Consider the following 25014-nt stretch of genomic DNA (forward strand, 5'->3'; position numbering starts at 1 on the left):
CGGAATGATCACCCTGAAATCGAAAGCGGAAATTGAACAAATGAGAAAAGCCGGCCGAATTGTCGCTGCTTTTCATCAAGCCATCGCAGGAATGATCCGGCCGGGAGTCACAACGCTCGACATTGAGTTGTTCGCTGTGCGGTTCCTGAAGGAGAATAACGCCAGGGCTTATACGGTCGGCTACAACGGATATCCGTATGCGACTTGTGCGTCTGTCAACGACGTCATTGCGCACGGTTTTCCGAGCCCTAAGCCGCTCAAGGAAGGCGACATCGTCACCATCGATATTGTCGCGGAAGCGGATGGCTGGATCGGCGATTCAGCTTGGAGCTATGCAGTTGGCGAGGTGTCGGAAGAAGCCCGTAATTTAATGCGGGTAACGAAGGAATGCTTATACCTTGGTATCGAAAAAGCCGTCGTCGGAAACCGGATCGGCGATGTGATGCACGCGGTTCAAAGCCATGCGGAGCGCAACGGATACTCGGTGGTGCGGGATCTGCTCGGTCACGGCGTGGGACGTGAGATGCATGAGGAACCTAATTACCCCCATGTCGGGAAGCCGGGCAAAGGGTTCCGCTTGAAGGAAGGAATGGTTATGACGATTGAGCCGATGATCAATGCCGGAAAAGCATTCATGACGGTTGATGCCGACGGATGGACTGCAAGAACCGCCGACGGCTCACTTTCTGCGCAGTACGAGCATACGATCGCCATAACTGCGGATGGACCGATCATATTGACTGAACAGAAGAATTAGATTCTCTATTCCGGAAATAAAGACTGCCGCTTCTATGAAAATAGACAAAACCCTGCCAGCACTTAGCCGGCAGGGTATTCGTCTTTCTTAATGATCGCCCTTCCCCTTTTCATCGTAATTGTAAAACGCACCATCTCAGCAAGATGATCTCAAAGTTTTTTATAAATAGGGCTTTAACAATGATTCAGTGGCATTCCATAACAGACTTTGCGTGTTGGAATCCCCGCCGGGATGCACTGGAGTGATCGCTTTCCCGGAACCGACATTAAAATACCCACCAGTAACGCCCCGATACCTTGAATCCGTGACCAATTGAACGATGATCCCCGCACCTCTCCGCGGATCCCCAATTTTTAAAAATCGCAATGCTTTCTCGAGAATCGACGAAAACGCTAGCTCACGTCCCAGACCCGTTACGTTGAAACCGGGATTAAGCGCATTCACCGTGATGCTTGTTCCGTCCAACCGCCGCGACATTTCACCCGTAAACATGATATTAAACAGCTTCGTCTTTCCATAGACTTTGGAGGAACCCCATCGCGAAAACTCCTTTGTGTCAATAAGGTCTTGGGGCAGCTTAAGTTCCCCGTAATGGCGGGAGGCTTCGGAAGCTACATTAATAATTCTTGCTTGCTCAGCATTTTTCAGTGAAGGAAGCAGCAGATGCGTCAGCAGCCAAGGCGCCAAATAGTTGACCGCTACCATCTCCGGGTATCCATCCTTGGTAATACGTTGCTCAAAACCATGCAAGCCCGCATTGTTTACCAATACATCAATTTTAGGATAAGCCGAGCGTATTTCATCCCCTACCTGTCTGACTTGGTCCATGAGTGAAAGATCACCGAAAAAAAAGTCCACCTTTGCGTTGGGGGCATGCTGGCTAAGTATATCTCTCGTTATTTCCGCTGCCCTTTCGCTCCTCGCCGTTAATATGAGATGGGCGCCTTGTTTAGCCAGGCTAATGGCTGCCAATTGTCCTAAGCCTCTCGTCGCCCCTGTTATCGCAATAATGGGATCTGACATGATAGATTCCTCCCCGATTCCTTACTTGGATGCATTGAACTTGATGAGTGCTTATTCCTTTCATATAATTGATATATCTCAACTATATTTATTTATTTGATATATGTCAACTAATTTGGAATCGATGGGAGTTTATTATGGACAACAACAATCACGAAACCGGGAGAGCGCAGCTGGAACTTCATCTTGGTCAGCAGTTAAATGCCCTGTTAAGCGCATCCCATGCCCTTCACGTAAAAACGGCGGCTGTATTTGATCCGAATTTGCAGCCCGCTGCGTTCCTGCTGGTTCGATGGCTTCTAGCCTACGGTCCGTCCAGCGCTACCTCATTGGCTGATTCCTTGGCTATGGACCGCAGCTCCGTAAGCAGACTCGTCGCCCAGCTCAAAAAAGCAGGTTATGTTCATAGTGAACCTGACCCCCATGATCGCCGCGGCGTCGTGCTGTCTGTAACTGATTTGGGACGCGACAAAGCCGTTCTGGCCATGAATGAAAAAGGAGCTGAATTTTATGACCGTATTTCGGGCTGGGACGACTCCAGTCTGGAGGCTTTTATTCAGATGCTTAAGCGCTTTAATGGTTTGTAAAATAGAACGTACAACAAAAAAATCACCGGCATACGTGCCGGTGATTTTCAACCCCAGATGGTACCCTTATACAGGCAATCATCCACTTATATACTTAACCATTTTTTTATGCAGTTCCAATTCAGAACATTGAAAGATTCCGTTAAAATCATGCGGATTACGGATCACTTTGTTTAATATATCCATTCCATATTGCTCAACAACAAATTCGACGAACATATAGGAGAACTGGAATCCTTTCATCGTTTCAAAATCCCAAGTATCGTTATTTAACTCATCAAATGACGGGATCGCCAAATTGCGGATTGCATCTTCTGTCGAGCCTTTAATAAAGTCTTGAGTCATTTGTTTCGCTTCGTATCCGCCTATCCCCTGCCTTATCCATTTCGGAGCCGCTGGATTAATTTCATTGATTAACCACATGGTGAACAGATGGACCGTGCTTTTCAGGATGGATTGATACGTATGCTCAGGTCCTGGATTCAACGGTGATACGATTTTAAGAATATGTCCTTCATATGTGCCCATAAACCAATTGGGTGCATCTGCTTCGCCTACAGCGCGATGAAACGTTGGAAGATCCGGGTATATTTCAATCACTACCTTTTGTGATGGATGGTGGTTGTATTTTGTCGAGATACGCTCTACATTATTGCTGAGTTCAGCAAACAAATCTTGTTGAACCTTTTTCAAACGTTTGCTCGTGCTCTCACTGCCACCCTTATCTACAATTGAAATCAAATCTTGAATAGACATGATGGTAATTTCCCCCCATTCTTTCAATTCTTTTTTTAGTCTTTCCAGTGATCTGTACAATTTGTTCTTTACGGCACTCTCACGCATCCCAACGATGTTGGAGATTTCAGATAAGGTGCAATCCACAAAAAAACGTAATGCAATAATTTCTTGGTCAACCTCATCTAATTCTTTTAGTGCAGCTCCAATATCCAATCGAAAATCAACAAATTTTGTAAACTCAAGGGAGATCGACTGTGACTCATAATCTGTAAAATCAAAAGGAGATTCTTTTTTTCGTGACAACCTCCGGTATTCGTTTTTGACTGTATTCTGAGCAATCTTAAATATCCACGTGAATAAATTAGAGCTGCCTTTAAAACTCTGAATGTTTTCGACAGCTTTCAAAAATACCTGTTGAGTCAAGTCATCCGCCACCATCGGGTTTAATTTCAGCGAGAAGTAGTTGCGGATTCTTTGACGATACTGCTCATACGCTTTTTCAAAGCTTGTGATGATCGCCTGTTCATCCGGATAAACAGGTTTTGTGTCGTGAGCTCCTGACATGATGAGAACCTCCTCTTGATTTACAATGAATTAGACACCAGAGGGAGCCAAAAAGCCACGTACATTACAAAAAAATATGATGTAATTACATCGCTATATCTTTTACAGCTTAAATCAGCTCTCAATAGTACATGATCTCTTTCCTATACAAAAGAAAATAGGCCACCGATCATATCGACAGCCCATTTTCAGCACAATTCATTTTACATCACAGGAATGACATCGTCACCGAATCACCTATTCTTCCTCGAACAATTTCTCTCCGCGATGGAGCCGCCATGCAATTTTCGCTGTATGAGGCAGCTCACGGGAAGTCGGAGCATGCGCTGCCAAATAACGTGTAACTGCAAGGATTAGCGTTTCGCACGCCTTCTCAGCAAACGGCCCAGATTCGGATGCCCAGCGGTCATATTCCGCTACGGCTGCCTCGTACATCTGGAAGGAGTGGAATTCCGCATCCTCTTGCAGCAGTGCATGACCCAGGACGTTGAATAATGGCTCCGGCTTACCGCCGCTGCGCAGGTAACGTATCACCCATGCCGCAGCCGGCGCCACTTGCTGCTGCTTATCGAGAATCTCCAGCAGTTCCGAGGGCTGCGGTACTTCTTCGCTCGCGCTAACTGCACTTGGTCTCGGGGCAGCCGGGATATTCAAAAACCGGTCGAGGTAAATGGTAACCGCCGTATGAAAAATCCCCCGAACCAGCCCTGGATCGGCGGAACGAATCAAGCCTTCATGAACCGCGTGAGCATGCGTGAACGTGTGCAGTACCGAAATCCAGTCTCCGAAATCGTTATGGATATGGAAGCGGACGATCCGTTCAGCCGCGGCCAATGCGGCAATTTGTGAAATACGCACCGGAGAGGCGCCACCGAGCAAAGCCTCCTTTAACAAGCGAACCGTCCGAAGCGGATCGTCTCCGAGCAGCGCTTGAAGCAGATCCTCTTCGTCAATGCCGGGGCCCCCTTTTTCAGATGAAATTCCCTTACTGGATAACTCCTCGAACGCTTCCTTCAACGGCTGAACCAAATTGACTGGAGATTGCCAGCTATGAAGCTCCTCGCTGCGCGATGCGTTCCCAAACATCGGAACGAGCGAAGCGAGGACATCCGTACGCTGTTCGTGTCCGACATACTTCAAGCTCTCAAAAGCTTTATTGTGGAAATCCAGTGTGTGGCCTCCATTAATATAAAAATGGTCCGTTGCCGCCATGCTCATCATGGAGAATAACCGGCTCTCATCCGCCCCCGCCTGAACGGCGGTCAGAAGCACCCGTTCCGCGCCGCGCGTATCCCGAACCTCGATGCACTCGCGGTACCACTCCGTTAACCGTTCTATGGTGACGTCTGTATTCGGAAGCGGATCGAGCAAGAAGCGCGTTCCGCTTCCGGCTGAATCGCGCGCCGTGTGCAGCAATCCTTGAAACAACGCAAGGATCTGGCCCTGCTTATCCAGCTTAGGCAGAATGTTGGTCATCGCAGTCAGAATCGTTAATCCGGAGCCCCACCCTTCCCTGCGCTGTTTGACTCCAAATTCGATCCCGACCGCCGCGATTTCCTTCCCGGGAACGCCCGCCTCCATTAATCCGACGATGGCCTTAGCGATGACAAGACCGATATTTTGCTCAAGTCCGCTTAGAAGCCGATCCTTATACCGTTGTACTTGATTGCCGTTTCGGGAACTTGGATTGACCCAAATCAATCCGTCATGAACGGTAAGATCATGTACAGGAACATCGTCCGCCCAAGGGTCGAGCGTTCCCCCGCTGCATACATCAAACCTTGCATGATGCCAATGGCATGTCAAAATTCCATTGCACAAACTGCCCATGTGGAGAGGAAAACCGAGGTGTGGACATCGGTTATCAAGCGCATGCACTTGATCCTCGTGATAAAAAACGACGATGCCCCCTTTGATCAACTTCGGCCCTTGATTTCGAAGCTCTTCTACCGAACCCGCCTGAATCCAACCATTCATGAGAACGCCTCCATTTTTGAATTCATTTGCTTTCCTTGTATACAGATTATATGATTTCAAACACTTATTAAACATTTTTATTTAAAAAGTTGATAAATTTTTAATATGTTGATTTCAGATAACCAGCAACATGCTCTTGTCCTCTGATACTGCTCACTTAAGCCTGCAATCACAGAACAAAAAAACCAGTTTCACAGCGTGAACTGTGAACTGGTCTTTCTTCATACCCTGATCTTAAAAAGCAATTTATCGTTCTCAGGCTCACTTAAAACTTTGCAGTACCATGAAAGTTCTTTTCGGTCAATTCCTACCCTTTCAAGACGGCAGATGTTTGCTTCAGCGACTGATCCGCCAAGATAGCCAGACGCTCCACCGAGCCGTCCTTCAAGTCAGGCGTAAATACGCTCAGGTACTGACAGGAGCTGTCCTGGACAGGGAAAAGATATGTCGACAATTAGATGTTTTCCTTAGCTCATGATTAAAAGTTTTAAATCTTTTTCAAAACAAGGGGTCCCATCTCTTTCAGCGTAGTACGTCCCCACTGCTCGATGAGCTTGCAATAGCTTTCGGCGTCATACATCTGCGCCGCCACGTCAGCGATCGTCATGGTCCAATATATTTTGGGGAGAGGCTGCGCATCCAATGGCCTTCGAATCCCCTTCGTACTTCCAGGTCCTTTGGCCATATCTTGGCGAATCAACTCCGTAGCGTAGCCTTCCTCCAAATGCTTCTGTAATGCGGATTGGACCCAAGCGTACATCTCATCGCTATAACCTTGGTGTTGGACCATGTAGGAGGCAACGGAGAGAAAGTGAACCCGTCCATAGCTGGGATCGTTGAATTCAAGTGCCAAAAATTCGTTGAAAATCGATTCGCAGGTGATCCCCTGAGGCAGAACGGCGTTGCATAAAACACAAGTATTCGGCATGTATTTTTCTCCTCATCCACTCGCATTAATAACCCCTTAATGTTAAACGTCTTTCTAATCCTTATTTTTTCAAATCATATTATTAGATGCAGCTGACTTCTTCCTTCTCCGTAATCATAAACCTTCACCTTGCGAGAGAGTCAATAGCTAATGCGTGTAGACAGCTCAAAAATAGATGCTCCATTTTCGGCGGCATTCATTTTCTGAAGTGTTAAAATTGTGCAAAGCCTCAAGCAAGATGAAAAAAGCGTTTAGGAGGAGTAGCATGATATCGGCTGACTTGAAACATACGTATGATCAGGTGCTAATCGAAAAAAATCCTGGCTGCTGGACCATGGGAGAAACAATTCCAACGAGGAGGTGCCTTTATGATCACACGTAGGAAATCGGGTAAATGGTCCGTATTGTTTGTCGTCACGCTGGTGTCCTTTATCACGAATCTGGATGCGACGATTGTGGTCAATGGTCTCCCTCCACTCATGGATGATTTGCATCTTTCGCTTGAACTGGGAATGTGGACGCTTACCTCGTTCTACATCACAAGTACTGTATTCTTGCTTCCTTCCGGCCGTTGGTCAGACATGTTTGGAACGAAACGGATTTTTCTATGGGGATTTGCTTTATTCACTGTAGCTACCGCTCTTTGTGGTATGGCAGGTTCCGGTACGGTGTTGATCCTCGCTCGTCTGCTGCAAGGAGCAGGGGCCGCTATGGCGATGGCAGCATCCACCCCGATTCTGATGCGGACCTTTCCTCCCCAAGAACTTGGAAGAGCCCTTGGCATCAACAACATCGCATGGGTGACCGGTTCTCTTCTCGGCCCTGTTGTCGGAGGGGCACTCATCGGCGGGTTCGGCTGGCGCTCCATGTTCTTCGTTATCGTTCCGCTCGGAATCTTGGGCTTGATCGCCGGATTTTTTATTTTAAGAGAATCTGCGGAATTGCAAAAAGCCAGGACGGACTGGCCAGGCTTACTTACTTATGGGACAGGATTAACCGCTTTTCTCATTGTCTTGTCCGAAGCGCAGTCCTGGGGTTGGACAACGATTATAACGCTTGGGCTGCTCGCGCTTGGAATTCTCCTTTGGACCGCATTCGTTTTCATTGAGAAAAAAGTCCGACACCCTTTGTTTGATCTAGGTCTCCTCGGTTATCGGGATTATACAATAGGGCTTGGAATCACGGCGAGTTATTGCATCGGTTATTTCGCTGTTTCCATTCTATTGACACTGTATTTGCAAGGTGCTCAACACCTCAGCCCCTTGGAAGCAGGGCTCATGTTGATCCCTTTATCCGTACCCCAACTGTTCACGGCTCCATTAGGAGGCAAACTTGCGGATCGTTTCGGCCCGGCAAGAATGATATTGCTTGGTTCGTTTCTAATCGGTCTCGCGATCCTATTGCTCGGACAGCTCGGCCCCGAGATGTCGAGTGCAGCTGTCATCATTCCGCTATTGATTATATCTGCAGCAACCGGGCTCTCCTGGCCATCGCTTGCTAAAGCTGTGCTTTCAGCTGCTCCTCAAAATCAAGCCGGACCTGCATCAGGAGTGTTCTGGACCGTTTACAATATGTGCCGTGCGATCAGCCAAGCGCTTGTTCTGGTCATTATTCAATGGGTGGCAAAGTCTGATGTTGCTTCTCATTTGTTGTCGGGGGCCCAGAATCATGACATGAGTTCATCAAGGGATGCCCTTATTCATGCGACTCATGTTGGTTTTCGGTTGTTCGCAGCCTTTCTTGCACTTGCCATCCTGCTTGGACTGTTTTTACTGGGCACGCAAAATAAACGGCAAGGAATTCGTCCGGTTAAAAATTCGGAAAAGATAGAGTTTGAATGATCGCAAATACAAGGAAATACAAAAAGAAAAGAACCGGATCCCTACGAGAATCCGGTTCTTGTAATCGTAAACAAAGCTCAACGATTGGCCCTATAACAACATCGCAAAACATCCATTATTCTTTAGGTTTTACAGCCCTTGTTGCAATAAAGCTGTTTGACCCTGCAATTGCAGTTCCGGACGTGTGACCGTATTCAAGTGGTATTCCATTCTTTGCAATCTATTCTTCCGTAATAATCGAGCTACGAATAAGTGATGGAATGTTTCACTTGGAGGACCCCCTCCTCTTGAAGCTCCCAATCAAATAAATAAGAAACGGGATTCAAAAGTCCGCTGAGTTAAACAACATCCGGGGTTCAAGACACGAGATGCTTCTTGCCAGACCGGCTGGATTTCAGGTACATACAAATTGGATATCGGATGTACAATTAAATCAAAGCTATCCATGGCAAATATACTCAAATCTGTCATTGAGCCAAGGACGGTTCGGCTCGATAATTTATCGCGTTTCGCACCCAGATCATCCTGTTCCAATTGCGATTTCGAAAAGTCCAATACGGTTACATCCGCCCGCGCCTGCTGCTGCGAGTATCGGCCCTTGCTGTCCTCCGCCAGAAGCAAGGCACAGCACTTTTTTTCATGAAGCTCAGGAAACCATGCTTGGGGTACAGGTTTAACCGATGTTACACCATGCTCCAATTGCCTGCCCTTGCCTGTTGAATGTCTTAGCTGGATGCGGGAACGGTCCAACAGTTTTGTTGCTTTACTTTTACACTTAAACTTTACCAGTCAAAAAGATACTGCAAAAAAATCGTTTCCCGATTAAAAATGCCTCGATACACGATAAGAGGGGAGCCGCAGCCCCCGCTGAAAACCTGCAATTAAAACTACCTATACCCGAGTAAGCTTATCCGGGTTTCTTACGATGTAGATTCCGGCAAGCTTTCCGTAACGGCGTTGTAAAAATATAGCCGCCACAGTTTCGTCCCCTGAGCGGAGCACGATGCTGGTCTCCCCGTTCAAAAGGACAAACTCGGAGCGAAGACTTCCCTGGTAGTAGGGCTTTATGCCCTCGAACGCACCGGCAAGGATTCGGGCCACTTGATCGCGCGCTTGGATCGGTCGTGTAAAGGCAAGTACTTTTCCGCCCCCATCCGAGACGAGCATGACATCTTCGGTCAGAAGGGAAAGGATTTCATCGATGTTACCTTGCTCAAAGGATGTGAGGAACCGGCTAACCCACTCCCTTTCGGTCGCTTCGGCCGTAACCTGTTCCCCTTCGGATATTCCCATCTTGCTTTTTGCCCGGCTCATTAGCTTTCGGCAATTCGCCTCCTGCTTACCTAGCAGCTCGGCAATTTCGGGATATTCAAAACCCAGCGCCTCACGCAGGACGAAAACCACTCGCTCTGTCGGCGTCAGTCTCTCGAGCATAACGAGCATGGCGTAGGATAGCATATCCCGGCGGACAACCGTCGTCTCGAGCGTATCCACTTCCGGCGTACGAAAAGGTTCGGGGAGCCATGGACCAACGTACATCTCCCTCCTCCTCCGCGCTGATTTCTGCAGATCAAGGCAGCGATTGGTTACCATTTTACACAAATACGCCTTAGGCTCCTCCAAACACTCTACATGTACATCGTAAGCCTTCATAAACACGTCCTGTACCGCATCTTCCGCATCCGCCGCAGAACCTGTCAGCTGATAAGCCAATATGAACAGCAGTGATTTATATTGACCGTACAGTTCTTCCAATCGCCGTCCCTCCGATCATTTCTATCTAAGCATACTGGCGGTATCTTCTACCAGCTTTTTGATTCTTCCCGGAAGTTTTCCGGTCATAACCATATCGAGCCCCCATTTACGTATCCAGAACACTCCTCTTTGCCCCAGTGCGATGGTGAACGCATCCATATTCGATTTGGCGGAATGATGACTTGGAGCCGGACGGCCCTCTAAATCCGCCCTCACGATTGACCCCAGCCGAAGCCCCTGCTCCCCCGCTTCAAAGCACGTCATCTGGGTAGCTCTGCCGTCTTTCGGATCCACAATTCCTGAACAGTCGCCAATGCTGTAAACGTTCGGCATCCCTTTGACGCGATAGCATTCATCCACCATTACCTTCCCCTCAAGCGTAAGGGGCAGCCCCATACCCTTCAGTCCCGGATTGGGTATCAAGCCTAAAGTCCAAATACACAAGCCAACCGGCAGACACATGCCGTTATTGAGTGCCAACGATCCTGCTTCCTCCCGAAGCGCCTTACGATTGTGAAGCACCGTTACTCCGCATTCGATAAGCTGCTGCTCCAGCTTCCGTCTAAGTTTCCCCGACACATCCGGGAGCAATCGTTCCTTTGCGTTCAGCATATAGACGGAGACCTCGGATGGGTTAAGCCCTAACGCCATGGCTTCCTTCCTCATGGCGAGCGCAAGCTCGGCCGACGTCTCAATGCCGCTGATCCCAGCTCCTGCAACCGCGATGGTCATCAGTCTCTTGCGTTCCTCAGGGTTCATCTCGCGGGCAGCCTTCTGAAGGTTCGCGCGCCAGCTCTCCCGGATGTCTTCCGCAGCTTGTGGGCCGGTCAAAGCGATGCCGCCTTGATCAGGATCCGGTTCCCGAACGATGCTGCCCACTGCCACGACTAGAAGGTCATAACGCATTCGGGCATCATTTCCTTGTGAGTCTGTATATCGAACCCGTTTCTCGGTACTTTCCACAGACGCAACCGAGCCTTGCACGAAATCGACATCCTTAAGAGTTAACTGATTCCAGGGGATCATAATCTCTTCCTCGGTCGCGGTTGGACGGAACATTCTCAATTTGCGCAAATGACCGGGCTGCTTGTCGATGAGAACAAACCGAATCCTCCGTCCGTTCGCTATGCCCCGTGTTTTTTTCTGTATCGATTTGAGCGCTTGAAGCCCTGCATATCCTCCTCCAATGATGACACAGGTCAAGTCCTTCATCATTCCTCAGCTCCTTTTGCATTTTGCACAAAGAACGATGTAAGGCTCTGATTTGTGACATCGGATACGCACAAAAATTTCAAGAGTCCATGTTATACGTTATTTAAATCGGCTAAGTGACTAAGTTCTAGTCTATTTGAGCAAAGTATTTAAACACAAAAAGCCGCAACAATGCGGCTAATAAGCATGTGTCAAATTTTGATTTATTCAATGGCCTTTAGATATTGTGGGGGAATAAAATCTGCAAGCCATACACCGTTGTTGGCTGCATAAAATTTCACATCATCAGATCGTGCCGCTGCTGTATCCACTTCTAGAATGACAAGCTCGCCGCGCCTTTTTCCAGCAAGAACTGCAAATTCCAAGCCTTCTGATAGATGCACATATTTTCTGCCCATTGGCTTGATACCCGTTTCCATAATCTTATCGCTCACTTTTGTATTCGTCCCATGATAAAGAACCGGCGGTGGAACAGCCACCTTATATTCCAATCTCCCTGCACTGTGACCATAATTTGCTCGTATGTACCCGTTAACCATCGCATATCTCTTTTTAGGGCAATTCTCTACGACCTGAACGATGTCTGCCTCGCTGATTTTAGCCCATTTGTTTTCTGTACTTATCCCATCAATCAGATCCTGGATATGGCAGTATCCCTCGTGATCCAATTGGATTCCAAACTGTGCAGGCGTATGTCTCAAGATTTTGCTCATGAATTTACTTAAACTTTCTTCCTGCTTACTGTTAAGCATGATGATCTCCTTTCATCTAGGCTTGTTTGATGTAACTATTTTCTAATGTGTCCACAAATAATACACTATCCAGAATACTAATGGAAAAATAATGACTGCATTAACTGGTCCTAGATTTATACAAGTTATGCAAGAAATTATGTATAATCACATGGGGCGATATAACTGAAACGGAGGTGGTTGTGACAACTAAAAGAGTCATTGGAGTCATCATTGTTATTGCAATAGCGTTTATATTCTTTGATTATATTCATAAGTCTAATCCAGAAAAGACCCTAGATTTCTACCTTAGAAGTCTAAAACAATTACATATCGAAGAAGCTTATCAATGTATTGTTTTTGAAAATGGATTTGCTGAGCCATTCGAAAGTTATAAACGAAATGCGATTTCAAACCAAATCGTGAGCTACTCCATTAAAAAGTTCTTTGTTTTAGGAAAAGATAGTTACGTTGCCTTAGTTGCATTAACCGAGCAAAATAAACCAAGCCCCAGAGATATTACTTTCACGCTGAAAAAGTTTGATGGCAAATGGAAAATACTCTTCCCCTCCTATAAAAGTCCAAATATTCTCTACTAAGCCGTCTCCATTTTGACGATAGAATCATTTCCATCCCCCCCTATACGCTAAAAAGTCATAAACACAATGATGTGATTATGACTTTTTGGTTCTCTTCAGCTGGCTGTCTGTTCCCAAAATGGAGCCAAATTGACTGATAAAACCTCAACAACCTCTTCGAACATCGTTTCCACGGAGTGATCTTGAGGGTTCCGGCTCCACAGCAAAACCGTTCCGAACATGCCCCAACTGATAACGAGTGCTGCAGCTTCTAATTTTTCTGGCGAAAAGCCCTGTGTATCCATTTCATTGACCCGTTTAAGCAGGTGTCGATGAAGATCCTTGTGTATGACATTTTCAAACATCGCTTCAAACGGTTTGTCTCCCGGCGTACTACATTGTTGAAACCGCAAAAGAAACTCGAATAGGGTTTGAAGAAGGGTTCGCAAATTGTTCGCATTGCATCTTGTTTCTTCAGGGAGTCTATCACTAATTGCCATTTGGAATTTATCCTTCATCCAATATTCAAGAAAGTCATATTTGTCCTGAAAATGCGCATAAAATGTTGTTCGATTTACAGCTGCTTGTTTCGTGATATCTTGCACAGATATGGAATAGAGGTTTCTCTTTTTCTCAACCAAATCGTTAAATGCCTGAACGAACAATTGACGGGTCCTTATAACACGCGGATCTTCGGGATTTACAGACATGTGTACCCCCTCTTTCTCTTGAACTCAAATAACAGACAAAAAGACAACTATGTTGGGAACAGGACAAAAACAGCGATTTGCAGGTTGTTCGCGCGGGCACATTCCTTTTAACTAAACTTATACGATTATGATCGCACATGCAAAATCGTATGGCAAGAAACGCTTAATCTGATTTGCAGACGAAAGGATGAGTTAGAAATGATTGTCGTTACTGGAGCAAATGGAAAACTGGGCCGGAAGGTCGTAGAGGAACTTCTGAAGCGTCTTCCTGCCGGGGATGTTGGTGTCAGTGTCCGGGATGTGGACAAGGTTCGTGATCTACATGAACGCGGAGTCCGTGTTCGGCAAGGAAATTTCGATGATTCCGAAAGTCTTCTTTACGCTTTTGAGGAAGCATCTCAAGTTCTCATGATCTCATCCCACTCCCTGGGAGAAGCTGCTGTTCGTCAGCATCAAACCGCAATCGACGCGGCAAAGAAGGCTGGAGTTGGTCGACTGCTGTATACAAGCCAAATGTTTTCATCGGCAACATCACACTTTTCTCCCATGAACGTTCATGCTGCTACAGAAGAGATGCTTCAATCTTCAGGAATGGCATTCACGTCGCTCCGAAACGGATTTTATGCCGCATCAGCGATCATGTGGATGGGTGATGCCTTGGAAACGGGCGAATTGATTGCTCCTGAAGATGGTCCAGTCGCCTGGACCACCCATTCCGACCTGGCTGAAGCCGCAGCGGTCATCCTGACAGAGCAGAGATATGACGGTATCACTCCTCCCCTTACGGCTTCTGAAGCGTTGGACATGAGTAGAATCGCATCGATAGCTTCCAAGGCTTTGGATCGACCCATTCGGCGAATTGTCGTGTCGGATGATGAATATCGGATCCACTTGGTGTCCCGGGGACTGCCGAAAGCGATGGTCGACATGCTTACGGGGATGTTTCAGGCCAGTCGACTCGGAGATTTTTCGCAAACCAATCCCGCATTGGAACATCTGATTGGCAGATCCCCAGTAAATTTTTCGGATTTTTTAAAAGACAGTTTAATTAACGCTTAAATTATAAACCTCGGATAAGGGCTGTCCACTTTGGATGGCCTGATCCGTTCTGATCTTTTAATTTTCCTTTGCTCCATTTTTTTGTCAATAATAGACAATCGCCGACATGTAGTAAAACCTCCTTCTTGTTCTAAATATAGTATAATGACGAAGAGGTGACAGCATGATGTCACCATTTATAAATCAAGGATATAAAAGAAGGAGTACATATGGAAAAGGTTGAGAGATTAATATCGATCATCATGATCCTGCTGAAAAAGGATGTCGTTTCAACCACAGAATTCGCACAATTGTTCAACGTTACCAAAAGAACGATTCTGCGTGATATGGAAACATTGAGTGTATCCAACATCCCCATCTATTCCGTCAACGGAGTTCATGGCGGTTACGGTATTATGGACGAATACAAGGTTGATAAACGCCTTTTAAGCAGCTCCGATCTGGAGAATATTTTAACGGCACTCAGTGGATTGGAACAAATTCTAATCAGCGAGGAAGTGGATGTGACTATAAAAAAAATAGAGGCCATGGTTAGCCCGTTGTCTCCGAAAAGTTCAGTTCAACTGTCTTTTTATGATTGGGAGGGCAGGTCTGAAATTCGTCAAACTTTGAAGAAGTGTCAAGAAGCAATATTAGCAAGAAGGTTGATTTCATTTGAGTATATTGATAAAAACGGCGTGATCACGGACAGAATGGTCGAGCCGTATCAGCTTCATTTTAGCGAAACGAGTTGGTATTTGAGAGGATTCTGTCTGCATCGCATGAGGTATAGAACGTTTAAATTATCCAGGATCGACCAGCTTCAAGTGGATGAAAAAACGTTTAACCCTAGAGATTATTCCTTAGATCATGAATATGAGTCAAGTTACCAACCGGAACTGGTCGCTGTAAGAGCGTTGATTTCTCCCAGCGTAAAGGATCAATTCATTGAAAGGTATGGCCGTAAAAGTATTGAAAACTATAGTTCTGACTTATTCTTGGCAACCATCCACGTTCCTCAAAGCCATATCGGATTTCAATTTTTAGCAAGCTTCGGCACAAACCTTAAAGTCGTGGAGCCCCCATCGTATGCTGAACAATTTCGAAATTATTTGCTTGAAATGGTGAATCAATATTCCTAAATGGCCGCCAAAAGGAGACGAAACGCATCAGCAGCTCAATCGGATGAGCCGGCATGCCAAGCCTTTAGCATCTCTTGTGCTTTTTGCGGATCGTCCATGAGTAGAGTCCGATACTCCAGCATCCAGTTAAGAGTGACCAGCATTTGGTCATATTCTTCCTTCTTGCCTTCGATCTCCTTTTTCTTGCCACGAATCCAATCGATAATCTGCTGGTTCGTGTGCGTGTTGGCGTCGTGGTCCTGCAGCACTTCCTTCAGTTCAGCCAGTGAACAGCCGATGGACTGGAACTTCTTGATGAGCTTCAACCGCTCGACAGCCTCATCCGAATAGTTGCGGTAATTGTTGCTTTCTCGGCGGACATGCCGATCATCCAGCAAGCCTTCCTTTTCATAATAGCGGATCGTATGAATCGTTAATCCCATCTTATCCGCCAGTTCCTGAATTTTCATCGTCATTTCTCCTTTGGACCGCTTGCCCTAGAGTTCACTTCATAGTTTATGCTTAACATGTTCAAGCAGTCAACTCATGAAGGAGGATATCAAGATGCATGTTTTTGTTACAGGAGCAACAGGGTATGTCGGCTCCGCGGTTGTCAAGGAACTGATCGGTGAAGGACACACCGTATCGGGTCTTTGCCGCTCAGAAGAGAAGGCCGCGGGATTAAAGGCAGCGGGAGCCGAACCGCTGTACGGCACGCTGGACGATCTCGATACGCTCAGCAGCGCCGCCGCGGCTGCGGACGGCGTGATTCATCTGGCGTTCACCAACGATTTTTCCGACTTTGAAGGTGCGCTGGCTCTGGATTTGCGGGCCGTGGAAGTCATGGGAGCGGCGCTCGAAGGCTCGGGAAAGCCGTTCATAACTACGGCACACGCCAATGGCCATGCCGTGGATGAAGCCGTGCTCGCGATGGCGAAGCGGGATATCCGGGCATCGATCGTCTCGCTTGCACCGTCCGTACACGGCGAAGGCGATAAGGGCTTTGTCCCGATGATGATCAGCATCGCCCGGTCGAAAGGCTTTGCCGCCTACATCGGTGATGGAACGAACCGCTGGCCGGCGGTTCACCGCCTGGACGCGGCAGTTCTGTACCGTCTGGCGCTGGAATCCGCCCCGGCGGGCTCACGGCTGCTTGGCGCCGGCGATGAAGGCATTCCGCTCCGCGAGATCGCCGAAGTCATCGGACGGCAATTGAACGTGCCGGCGGTCAGCATCACATCTGAAGAAGCTGCCGCCCATTTCGGCTTTCTAGGTGCCATTGCGGCACTCGACATTACAAGCTTGTATAACACTGCGCAAGCGAGTCAGGCAACACGGGAGCTTCTTGGCTGGAAACCGATGCAGCCCGGACTCATCGCCGATCTCGAAGAAGGACATTATTTCGCCTAAAAAAGGAGGGTGTCCCAAGCCTTAATTGGCTGGGGACACCCTTTTTATTTTCAGTAAAGGTTATCGTTATACGCTTGTTATGCCTCTCTGTTCATCGGATACGGATACCCATCTATATTAAAATGATTCCTGTCGCAAATATTATTCATATTATTCAAGTGGATTGATGCATGCTAACATAAATGAAAAGTTCCGTTTATCCTGTTTCCATCGTTATATATTGACTACAGAGGAGATCATTGATGTTACCAAGGTCCGCATTTCCATTACTTTTATTGAATATGTTTCTCGCCAATCTGAGCATGGGCCTCGTCATACCGATCGTGCCGGAATTGCTCGAGATGTTTTCAGCAAGCGGCCAAGCCGCCGGCTATCTCGTCTCTTGCTTCGGTTTGACACAGTTTCTATTCTCACCATTCGCAGGAAATTTGTCCGACCGGTACGGTCGTAAACCGATGATCATTACAGGGTTGATTTTGTTTGCCATTTCTAATTTACTGGCGGCGTTTGCAGGCGATTTAACCTTATTATTCGTGTCGAGACTGATCGGCGGAATCGGGTCAGCCGCCTTGGTCCCTGCGATTATTGCTTACGTTGCAGATATTACAGCAGATGCTCAGCGCAGCAAGGCCATGTCATGGTTAGGCGCATCGATGACTTCAGGGTTTATTATCGGGCCGGGTGTAGGAGGATTGCTTGCGGAATGGGGCATCACAATGCCTTTCTTCGCTTCCGCATCCGTTGGTCTGCTGGCTATGATATGCAGTATGTGGATGCTCCCCGAGCCGCTGTCGCATGAGATCCGCCGGCTTCGCCAATCTGTGCAGGACAAGAAAGACAATATCTTTCGTCAAATTGGCCTTTCCGTAAAATCCCGTTATTTTATCTTGCTGCTTATTGTTTTCGCCATGACGTTTGGTCTGACGCACTTTGAAGCCATTTTCCCGCTTTTTGTCGTTCAGGGTTATGGCTTCACCACGCAGCAAATCGCCATTTTACTTACCGTGTGCTCTTTGATCGGCACGCTGAACCAAGTGCTCTTGACCGACCGGATCACCCGCAGGTTCGGGGAAAAGCGGGTTATCGTCGCCATGCTTTTGCTATCCGCTTTCACGCTCGCATCGTTGCTTTTCTCAGGCAATTACTATTATGTCATGATCATCACCATGCTATTTTTTTCATTCAATAATATTTTGCGTCCAACCATCAACACCCTCCTATCCAAAGAAGCCGGAGAGGACCAAGGATTCGTCGCAGGGATGAATAATGCGTATACGAGCCTTGGTACGATCTTTGGACCGTTACTCGCAGGGATATTATATGAAATCCATATCGACTTGCCTTATCTTTTTGGTGCATTTGTGCTGCTTGCAAGCAGTCTAGTCTCGGTAAGAAAATTGAATAAAAAATCGTCATCGGCGTCTACAAACGCGTTAACAGGCAGCATAAATCAATAGGATGATTCTTAACCCATCTCTTCCCTCAAATCATGCTCCATGAAGAGAATATCACGTTTCATTTCCTTCATGCCCTGTCTGGATATCCGTCCGGTCTCGAACATGGTTTGGATGTTGTCTCTCTCCAGCTGAATCCCGACCCGTGCGAGCTCCTGCATCATGATGTCGAACTCTTCCCGGTTGTAGGTGTCCGATTCGTTTCTGGTCAGAAGAAGCAGCGTACGTTCATATTGCAAAATCAGCGAGCTGACCGACTCCATATCCGTCTCCCCTTTTGCAAGCAGCGCATTCAGCTCCTTTATGACGTAAGCAGTATTTAGAATTCTGAGCTTGGCCGATTCGGCGCGTCTCTCTCGGATACTCAGGCGGGCCGGATGCAACATTCCGAACACTTCAATCCATTGCTTCACAGGGAAAAGCTCTTTTTTATAACGGAGATCTCCTGTGTGCATAAATAACAGCTGGTTTATTCTTTTAAGGTAACGGTACGCTGTGACTGGATTCACTTCTTTCTTCTGAACCGCGTGCAGCGTGTTCTCCCTTTCCCATTTCAGGATAGACAGGCCCAAGGCCCGCTGCACTTTATCGTTCTTGTCCTCTTTTCTGAGCGATTTGATTCTGGAAGTATACGTATTGATGATCTGGGCAGTCACCAGCCGGTTCTGATCCGTGGTCAGTTCGTTTAATCCGTTCACCACATTCCTCAGAATTTCAATTTTTGCCTGAACCTCTTCCTCTTCCTGCTCCGTTTGCGTTTCTTTCCCCAATAAAAGCGGCAGCAGATAGTTGGACGCAAGAAGGGTCCACACGATAACTCCAGCCGCAAGGAAAATGATCAGATCCCTCGCCGGAAACGCGGTGCCATCACTAAGAAATAATGGAAGTGACATCGTACTCGCCAGTGTGATCGTTCCCCGGACGCCGGATAGGCTGAGGATCAGCGCCTTCTTGACCCTGAGCCGCCAAGGGTCGCGCGGTTTGGTCCCTTCGACCATATCCATCAGAATCGCCCAGATGAAGCGCAGGCCAAGCACAGCTGCGGTCAATAACAGTGTGTACATGATGACTTTCAGATTTCCGATTTCCGCGCTGTTCCAAATCGTCTGAATAATATCTGGAAGCTGTGTGCCAAGCAGCAGGAAAACCAGTCCGTTCAGAACAAAAACAATGACCGACCAGGTGCTCTTGGATACAACCCGCAGCTTGGCTACCTCGGGATTCATTTTCTTGTAACCGAAAGAATGGGCGACTCCGGCGGCGACTACGGCCAGGATGCCGTTGACCCCTAATTCCTCAGCCGTCATGAAAATCACAAAGGGGGTCAGAATCTCAATCAGCATGTGAAGCGTAACATTTTCCATCCCCAATCTGCGCAGCCATTTCACCACCCCATATTTGGCAAGTGTGAGCAGCAGGCCCAGCACCACACCACCAAGTGAGATGGAAATAAAGCTGATGCTGGCCGTTTTGAAAGAGAACACACCGGTGATCATTGCGGCAACGGCAAACTGAAATGACACCAGCCCCGATGCGTCATTGATTAAGGATTCTCCCTCCAGAATTTGCATCGTCTGATGAGGGATTTTTACTTTCTGCTCCAGTGCACCCACGGCCACAGCATCGGTAGGCGCTAATGCAGCCGCCAGTGCAAAAGATGCCGCCAGCGGAATCACCGGAAGGAGCCAATTCAGGAAATAACCAACCACGGCTACCGTGACGAACACCAGACCCAGTGCCAGCAAAAGGATTGGTTTCTTCAGCTTCCAGAGTGCTTCCTTATCCGCATGCCTGCCATCATTGAACAGCAACGGGGCAATGAACAGGAGCAAAAACAGCTCTGGATTTAATTTCAGTTCAAAGTGTAACGGCAGCCAAGTGATCAATATCCCCAGCACGATTTGAATCATAGGCACGGAGACCGAGGGGATAAACCGGTTCACTAAATTGGATAAAGAGACCGCCGCCAGCATTAGCAATATAAATTCAAACAATTCCAAACGAATCTTACCTCCATGATCGATCTGTATTCATCAACTTGTCGTAAATTCAGGGCCCTCACAAACGATTCAGCTTATTGTAAAGTAAATTTATGAACTGTATGTGAATCGCTTTGCACTTAAGCCCAGAGCAATATTCTATAGTACCCATAGGTATTATCATCGGAATTACCAACAGCTTCTTTAATACACCCTACTTTCCATTTGTTCTTCACCATCTATGACTATTAAGCGTGAAAAAGCCTAATTTCTCGGCATTCGGTGAGAAATTAGGCTTTGGCACTTCATTATAGGACCTATAAGCGAATATACAAATTATTCCCGTTCCTTTGGCCAAGAACCTTGTTGTTTGCGAATGAATACGATTTGCCCGATGTGGTATACGTTGTGCAGCATTTGACGGGCCAGCCTCCCAACACGCTCCTCATCCAGCTGACTGTCGTTCATTTGTGCCAGCGATTGACGCAAATCTTCACAAATCAGGCGGGTTTCTGCCACGGTTGCCGCCCACTTGTCAGAATCCGCCGGGACTCCAGGCCCTCCAAATGTATCTTCCGCCAAAACGGCCTCCCATTTAGAATCAGGGGGTTCTCCGATATCTCCATATGTAGGCTTGTGTGCAGATGCCTCTGTTCCAGGCGTTGTGTCATGGAGTTGTCTGACAAGCAGGGCGTTGTAATAATTTAGATGGTTTACCGTTTGCCAAATGGTATTCCCTCCTCCAGGGGGCTGCCAGCTTGCATCGGTCGAATTTAAGCCTGCAAGAGCAGATTCTAAGGGTAAAAACCAGGTCTCCGTATCCCAAACAAAGTCAAATTGCATACGGAAAATATCAATCAGTTTCATATTCATTTGTTCTCTCTCCTCGATGATTCATATTTGGGAGTCTTAACACAGATTACGATTGTCTCCTGTTTCTTTAAATGACTTTTAAGACAAAACAATAAAAAGCGTCGCCATTCGATCGATCTTCAATAAGCTCGTCCATCCACCATACGCCGTAAGAGTAATAATAAGTCCCTTTTTGTGCGGGGGCATGAAAACTATTCTCTTTCACCGCAACGTCTATTGAACTTCCCTCCGCCGTCATTTGCGTGACGTGATATTTGTTGGGCTTGGGCTCAACATTCATTGCAAACTTCACGACTTCACCGGGCTGTACGGAAACAGGAACTTCATCTTTTAAAAGTTCAACCGGTCCAGCGGTATCCACACATATACCTTGATTGGTTGAGGTCCAGCAATAGGTGCCGAGTTTAGTCGGATATACCCTTACCCCTATCACAATGTCAGCCTTAGGAGGTTTCTTTAAATCTGATTTTCTCTCTGGTTGCTTTTCTGGTTCTTGTTCTGGTTCCCCCGTTAATTGTTTTTCAACGACTACGTCCTTACCGCTTGTTAATGTGCTCGAACAGCCAACTAAAGTCATATACGAAAAAGCCAAAATGATCAGCATGGCAATCCTCTTCATGTCCAGCCCCTCCTATCCTAATCATCACTGCTTAGACGTTAAAAATTTCCAATTTGTTGCATCATACTTTAGCATCAATTCATCTTAAAACACAAAAAGCCGCAGTTACGCGGCTATGAATTGTGTATGCTCTTGTCCAGGTTCATGGCTTAGGCTGATTGAACGTGCGCTGTTACTCTTCCCATCTGGAATGAAGCACGTGATGGCAAAAATTAGGCCGTTTATAGCCCGGCAGAAACAGCTCGCATATGTCGGCGTTAATCGTGCCGTAGGTCGTTTCCGGTTTATGCTTAAAGCCTTCAAAGAAGGCGCGCAGAATGTTGTGCTTAAACCGGTTTCGCGGGAACGCATCAACGATTTGCCGGCGAATTTCTTCCGAGATCAGTTCGAAGTTTTTCCCCACGACGTCGTAACCGACGCCAAAATTCATCAGGGCCGCTTCATTTTCTTTATATTCGACGATTCCGATCGTAGTATGCAGAGCGACGGCATCCCACACCAATCGGATTGATTCTTCCGGCACGCCACGGCTTTGCAGGAAATCTCGAGCGGCATTCGCGCCGTCGACTTCAAAGCGCTTGTCAGGACTGCGGAATGCAGGCGTAAGGCCTAAATCGTGGAAAAGAGAACTGATATAGAGCAATTCCGGATCATACTTCAATTGATTCAGGTTGCCTTTGAATGCTGCGAAAAGAAATACACGGTTTGAATGGTTCCACAGCAAATCATCGCCATGTTCCCGGAGTAATTCGGCCGCTTCCTTGGCCAGTTTGCTATCAGGTATTTGGATATCTGCGATTGACATGGACATCGCTAAGCGCCCCCTATTTATGTCGTTAAGCTAATACTAGGGTTTCATGGAATGGAGATCAATGCGGGTGTTTCTATGATCATTATCGACCAAATGAATGATCTCCTACCTATTTCCAGTATCCCCTTAAGACATTCGAATATTCCCAGGGGCGCTGCAGATTCTTTTTTCTAAATATCCATTGACATAAGTACTAATTTTACAGGAAAGGTATACCCCATTGACTCTAACAACGACATAGCTTCCTTATTCTGTTCATGAACCAGCGTCTCCACTTCGTTTCGGCCGTTCTTCAGGTGATACTCAAATCCCTTCGTGATGAGAAGCCTACCCAGCCCTTTATTACGCCATCGAGGAATGACGAATAACCTCTCGACTGCCCCGGTTTGCCAACACATTACGCTGCCAACCAGCTCATCACCTTCAAAGGCAGAAATGGTATGTAACTCCGGACCACCCATCATCCATTCCAACATATTTACACTTCGGTATACTACACCTTGATAAAATTGATTTTCCAGCTCGGTATATTGGATTCTTTCTTCTCTGGATTCCATCGGGTGATATTTGACATTCACTCCAACAGGCGTTCTGACTTCAGGTACAGCTTCTTCAAGGGAACGCCGTGCTATGTAATAGGTTTGAAAAGGGCTAAAGCCCTTCTCTTCGTAAAACGCTCTGTCACCATAAAAGTCCTTCCACGCAACCAGCTTCGTTTTCTTGTTTGGATTACGCAGCTTTTGGCAGGTATCCATAAAAGTAGGGAAAAGAGCTGCCCTCACTTCATCCATGCGGTTTAAAGCTAATTCATTCGTGGGCATTTCGATTTCGAATACATCATGATTATCCGCAATTCCGTGTCGTAAATATCCCACACATATTAAATTCCCGTCCTCGTTAAATACGCAGCTCATCCTCTGATGATCGTAATCTTGATTATATTTAAAAAGGATCCATGCTTTGTGACTTAAGTTTTTTACCGTTTCCTCAAATTCAGAACGATATGGACGAACTTGTAATGACATCCAAATGCCCCTCTCTGAATGGTGTTTCTTCAAACGTAGCAAAGGATCCCGTTTAGAAATATATAAAAGATCTTTCAGAATCATTTGTTACACAAAAAATCACATCATAACCTATGATGTGATTTCTACGGCTTATATTTTGGAATAAATGATTTTTTTAATACTGTCGATGGAAAGGCAGAATTGATCAGAAAGTTCATCGATCGTTGCACCATCGATATATTGCTGACGTATGGTTTCGTTTCTGAGGCTCAAATGTTTTCGGCTTCCTGAATTTTCTCCCCATTTCTTCCGTTGTCCTTCAGGGGTTGGGATGTAAACCATGCTTCCGTGGATATATTTCTGTATTTCCTTTAAAAGCTCTTCCGGAAAAATGATATCTGCGTTTACATACTTCATGATAGCTCTGCTCCTTAAAATTTATTAAAATTTAAGGTTGCAAAGCCTATCCTATAAACAACTATCATGAACGCTGATATTCAGGCGGTAAAAATGAATTCTGAGCTCCATACAAACAACCGCCGTTGTTTATAGTACAAGACTTTGCATGGAGCTGATCGTAGATTTTCTCATCATTCGAGACCTCACTTTCAAAAAAATGATCGGTGTCTGATCAATACCAAAGATTACAATTGATAATATGTTTATTTTACTGATTTCTCCACTTCATGTAAATGTCTGGAACTGAGACTAACTGTCATTCAAAGCATGAGGGGTTGGCCGTGCCCAGGGAATACCTTGTGTTCGTTTGTATTTCTTAACCGTGACCAGCTTTGATTAACCTTTTCATTCGTTTCCATACTCATATGGTGGTTATAGGGTAAATCCCCTGTAAAAATACCCAGCCCCTTGATAACAATACTAATGGAATCATCTGAGTGACCGGGTGTATGAAGAATATATCCTGGAATGCCCATTTTTTTAGTGAGGACGGCCTGATCATGTTCATTGATAATATTATGGGCTTCCACCTTTATTTCTTTAAAACTGGAGAACTTTTTCATGGTCTCGTTTGCACTTTCAAGAAAATCCGACTGCGTTCGGCTGATAATAAGCTCTACACCCATGGATTGTATCTCTTGTGCGATTCCGCAATGATCAGGGTGAAAATGCGTAACCATCAAATAGTGAATGTCACTCCATTGGATGTTATATTTTCGCAATTGACTGGCCATCTTCCCCAACGTACCGGGTAACCCCACATCAATGAGAAGGTACTTTTCCTGGAAGCCGATCGCATAATAATTGGTCGAACCGTAGCCGATATTTATTACATTCATCTC

26 protein-coding genes are annotated in these 25014 nt (G+C 46.5%); 8 read left to right on the plus strand and 18 right to left on the minus strand.

The annotated features are described in order from the left end of the window. Positions 1-4 precede the first annotated feature (4 nt). Positions 5-757 (plus strand): type I methionyl aminopeptidase, encoded by a 753-nt coding sequence (gene map / locus ABIE48_RS16590; protein WP_192713874.1) that lies wholly within the window; start codon positions 5-7, stop codon positions 755-757. Between the two features lie 159 nt (positions 758-916). Here map and ABIE48_RS16595 read toward each other — a convergent pair whose 3' ends face one another. After that, positions 917-1783 carry an SDR family NAD(P)-dependent oxidoreductase gene (locus tag ABIE48_RS16595; protein ID WP_483312690.1) on the minus strand — a complete coding sequence of 289 codons (867 nt, stop codon included), beginning with the start codon at positions 1781-1783 and terminating at the stop codon, positions 917-919. 134 nt (positions 1784-1917) lie between these two features. Between ABIE48_RS16595 and ABIE48_RS16600 the strand changes: the two genes are divergently transcribed. Further along, on the plus strand, positions 1918-2367 hold the full coding sequence (locus tag ABIE48_RS16600; protein WP_076164774.1) for a MarR family winged helix-turn-helix transcriptional regulator: 450 nt from the start codon (positions 1918-1920) through the stop codon (positions 2365-2367). Positions 2368-2445: 78 nt separating this feature from the next. Here the strand turns inward: ABIE48_RS16600 and ABIE48_RS16605 are convergent, their stop codons facing one another. The 4 genes from ABIE48_RS16605 to ABIE48_RS16620 all read right to left on the minus strand — a co-directional run bounded on the left by ABIE48_RS16605 (position 2446) and on the right by ABIE48_RS16620 (position 6574). Further along, positions 2446-3669 carry an RNA polymerase sigma factor gene (locus tag ABIE48_RS16605; RefSeq protein WP_192713872.1) on the minus strand — a complete coding sequence of 408 codons (1224 nt, stop codon included), beginning with the start codon at positions 3667-3669 and terminating at the stop codon, positions 2446-2448. Positions 3670-3906: 237 nt separating this feature from the next. Next, complete coding sequence (locus ABIE48_RS16610) at positions 3907-5646, minus strand: Rieske (2Fe-2S) protein (protein ID WP_192713871.1); 1740 nt, start codon at positions 5644-5646, stop codon at positions 3907-3909. A 307-nt stretch (positions 5647-5953) separates the two neighbouring features. Then, positions 5954-6100 carry a hypothetical protein gene (locus tag ABIE48_RS16615; protein ID WP_186325787.1) on the minus strand — a complete coding sequence of 49 codons (147 nt, stop codon included), beginning with the start codon at positions 6098-6100 and terminating at the stop codon, positions 5954-5956. Positions 6101-6133: 33 nt separating this feature from the next. Further along, positions 6134-6574, minus strand: coding sequence for a DUF5946 family protein (locus tag ABIE48_RS16620; RefSeq protein WP_192713870.1), 441 nt, complete (start codon positions 6572-6574; stop codon positions 6134-6136). A gap of 368 nt (positions 6575-6942) precedes the next feature. On the opposite strand from ABIE48_RS16620, the gene ABIE48_RS16625 reads away from it, so the two are divergent. Further along, complete coding sequence (locus ABIE48_RS16625; RefSeq protein ID WP_192713869.1) at positions 6943-8415, plus strand: MFS transporter; 1473 nt, start codon at positions 6943-6945, stop codon at positions 8413-8415. Positions 8416-8715: 300 nt separating this feature from the next. Here the strand turns inward: ABIE48_RS16625 and ABIE48_RS16630 are convergent, their stop codons facing one another. The 4 genes from ABIE48_RS16630 to ABIE48_RS16645 form a co-directional block, all read right to left on the minus strand. Beyond that, positions 8716-9114 carry a class I SAM-dependent methyltransferase gene (locus ABIE48_RS16630; protein WP_354519314.1) on the minus strand — a complete coding sequence of 133 codons (399 nt, stop codon included), beginning with the start codon at positions 9112-9114 and terminating at the stop codon, positions 8716-8718. 192 nt (positions 9115-9306) lie between these two features. Beyond that, entirely contained in the window at positions 9307-10170 is an 864-nt protein-coding gene (sigJ, locus tag ABIE48_RS16635; protein WP_116230182.1) for an RNA polymerase sigma factor SigJ, read from the minus strand. 21 nt (positions 10171-10191) lie between these two features. Beyond that, positions 10192-11385: an NAD(P)/FAD-dependent oxidoreductase gene (locus ABIE48_RS16640; RefSeq protein ID WP_354519316.1), complete on the minus strand. Its 1194-nt coding sequence runs from the start codon at positions 11383-11385 to the stop codon at positions 10192-10194. Positions 11386-11585: 200 nt separating this feature from the next. Continuing rightward, positions 11586-12134 (minus strand): RNA 2'-phosphotransferase, encoded by a 549-nt coding sequence (locus tag ABIE48_RS16645; RefSeq protein WP_192713867.1) that lies wholly within the window; start codon positions 12132-12134, stop codon positions 11586-11588. Positions 12135-12316: 182 nt separating this feature from the next. Between ABIE48_RS16645 and ABIE48_RS16650 the strand changes: the two genes are divergently transcribed. Further along, the gene (locus ABIE48_RS16650; RefSeq protein ID WP_192713866.1) at positions 12317-12712 is read left to right on the plus strand and encodes a hypothetical protein; all 396 of its coding nucleotides are present in this window, start codon (positions 12317-12319) and stop codon (positions 12710-12712) included. Positions 12713-12807: 95 nt separating this feature from the next. Here the strand turns inward: ABIE48_RS16650 and ABIE48_RS16655 are convergent, their stop codons facing one another. Further along, complete coding sequence (locus ABIE48_RS16655; RefSeq protein ID WP_192713865.1) at positions 12808-13401, minus strand: TetR family transcriptional regulator; 594 nt, start codon at positions 13399-13401, stop codon at positions 12808-12810. 198 nt (positions 13402-13599) lie between these two features. On the opposite strand from ABIE48_RS16655, the gene ABIE48_RS16660 reads away from it, so the two are divergent. Both ABIE48_RS16660 and ABIE48_RS16665 read left to right on the plus strand, forming a co-directional pair. Continuing rightward, positions 13600-14460 (plus strand): SDR family oxidoreductase, encoded by an 861-nt coding sequence (locus ABIE48_RS16660; RefSeq protein ID WP_145018432.1) that lies wholly within the window; start codon positions 13600-13602, stop codon positions 14458-14460. A gap of 209 nt (positions 14461-14669) precedes the next feature. Further along, positions 14670-15581 carry a helix-turn-helix transcriptional regulator gene (locus tag ABIE48_RS16665; protein WP_192713864.1) on the plus strand — a complete coding sequence of 304 codons (912 nt, stop codon included), beginning with the start codon at positions 14670-14672 and terminating at the stop codon, positions 15579-15581. 35 nt (positions 15582-15616) lie between these two features. Here ABIE48_RS16665 and ABIE48_RS16670 read toward each other — a convergent pair whose 3' ends face one another. Next, complete coding sequence (locus tag ABIE48_RS16670) at positions 15617-16030, minus strand: MerR family transcriptional regulator (protein ID WP_076164757.1); 414 nt, start codon at positions 16028-16030, stop codon at positions 15617-15619. Between the two features lie 94 nt (positions 16031-16124). Between ABIE48_RS16670 and ABIE48_RS16675 the strand changes: the two genes are divergently transcribed. Then, positions 16125-16970, plus strand: coding sequence for an SDR family oxidoreductase (locus ABIE48_RS16675; RefSeq protein WP_145018426.1), 846 nt, complete (start codon positions 16125-16127; stop codon positions 16968-16970). 242 nt (positions 16971-17212) lie between these two features. Continuing rightward, positions 17213-18427, plus strand: coding sequence for an MFS transporter (locus ABIE48_RS16680; RefSeq protein ID WP_192713863.1), 1215 nt, complete (start codon positions 17213-17215; stop codon positions 18425-18427). Positions 18428-18435: 8 nt separating this feature from the next. Here the strand turns inward: ABIE48_RS16680 and ABIE48_RS16685 are convergent, their stop codons facing one another. The 7 genes from ABIE48_RS16685 to ABIE48_RS16715 all read right to left on the minus strand — a co-directional run bounded on the left by ABIE48_RS16685 (position 18436) and on the right by ABIE48_RS16715 (position 25011). Then, positions 18436-20424 carry a Na+/H+ antiporter gene (locus ABIE48_RS16685; RefSeq protein ID WP_192713862.1) on the minus strand — a complete coding sequence of 663 codons (1989 nt, stop codon included), beginning with the start codon at positions 20422-20424 and terminating at the stop codon, positions 18436-18438. Between the two features lie 315 nt (positions 20425-20739). Then, positions 20740-21276, minus strand: coding sequence for a DinB family protein (locus ABIE48_RS16690; RefSeq protein WP_192713861.1), 537 nt, complete (start codon positions 21274-21276; stop codon positions 20740-20742). Positions 21277-21343: 67 nt separating this feature from the next. Next, positions 21344-21895: a hypothetical protein gene (locus ABIE48_RS16695; protein ID WP_260869123.1), complete on the minus strand. Its 552-nt coding sequence runs from the start codon at positions 21893-21895 to the stop codon at positions 21344-21346. Between the two features lie 172 nt (positions 21896-22067). Continuing rightward, positions 22068-22706, minus strand: coding sequence for an HD domain-containing protein (locus ABIE48_RS16700; RefSeq protein WP_145018414.1), 639 nt, complete (start codon positions 22704-22706; stop codon positions 22068-22070). A gap of 170 nt (positions 22707-22876) precedes the next feature. Then, positions 22877-23731, minus strand: coding sequence for a GNAT family N-acetyltransferase (locus ABIE48_RS16705; protein ID WP_192713860.1), 855 nt, complete (start codon positions 23729-23731; stop codon positions 22877-22879). Between the two features lie 132 nt (positions 23732-23863). Beyond that, positions 23864-24130: a CD3324 family protein gene (locus ABIE48_RS16710; protein ID WP_145018408.1), complete on the minus strand. Its 267-nt coding sequence runs from the start codon at positions 24128-24130 to the stop codon at positions 23864-23866. 302 nt (positions 24131-24432) lie between these two features. Beyond that, positions 24433-25011, minus strand: a complete 579-nt coding sequence (locus ABIE48_RS16715) for an MBL fold metallo-hydrolase (RefSeq protein ID WP_192713859.1) — start codon at positions 25009-25011, stop codon at positions 24433-24435. Between the last annotated feature and the right edge of the window lie 3 nt (positions 25012-25014).

It is taken from the genome of Paenibacillus sp. OAE614 (assembly GCF_040546645.1).
In the GTDB taxonomy this organism is placed as follows: Bacteria; Bacillota; Bacilli; order Paenibacillales; family Paenibacillaceae; genus Paenibacillus_AQ; species Paenibacillus_AQ favisporus.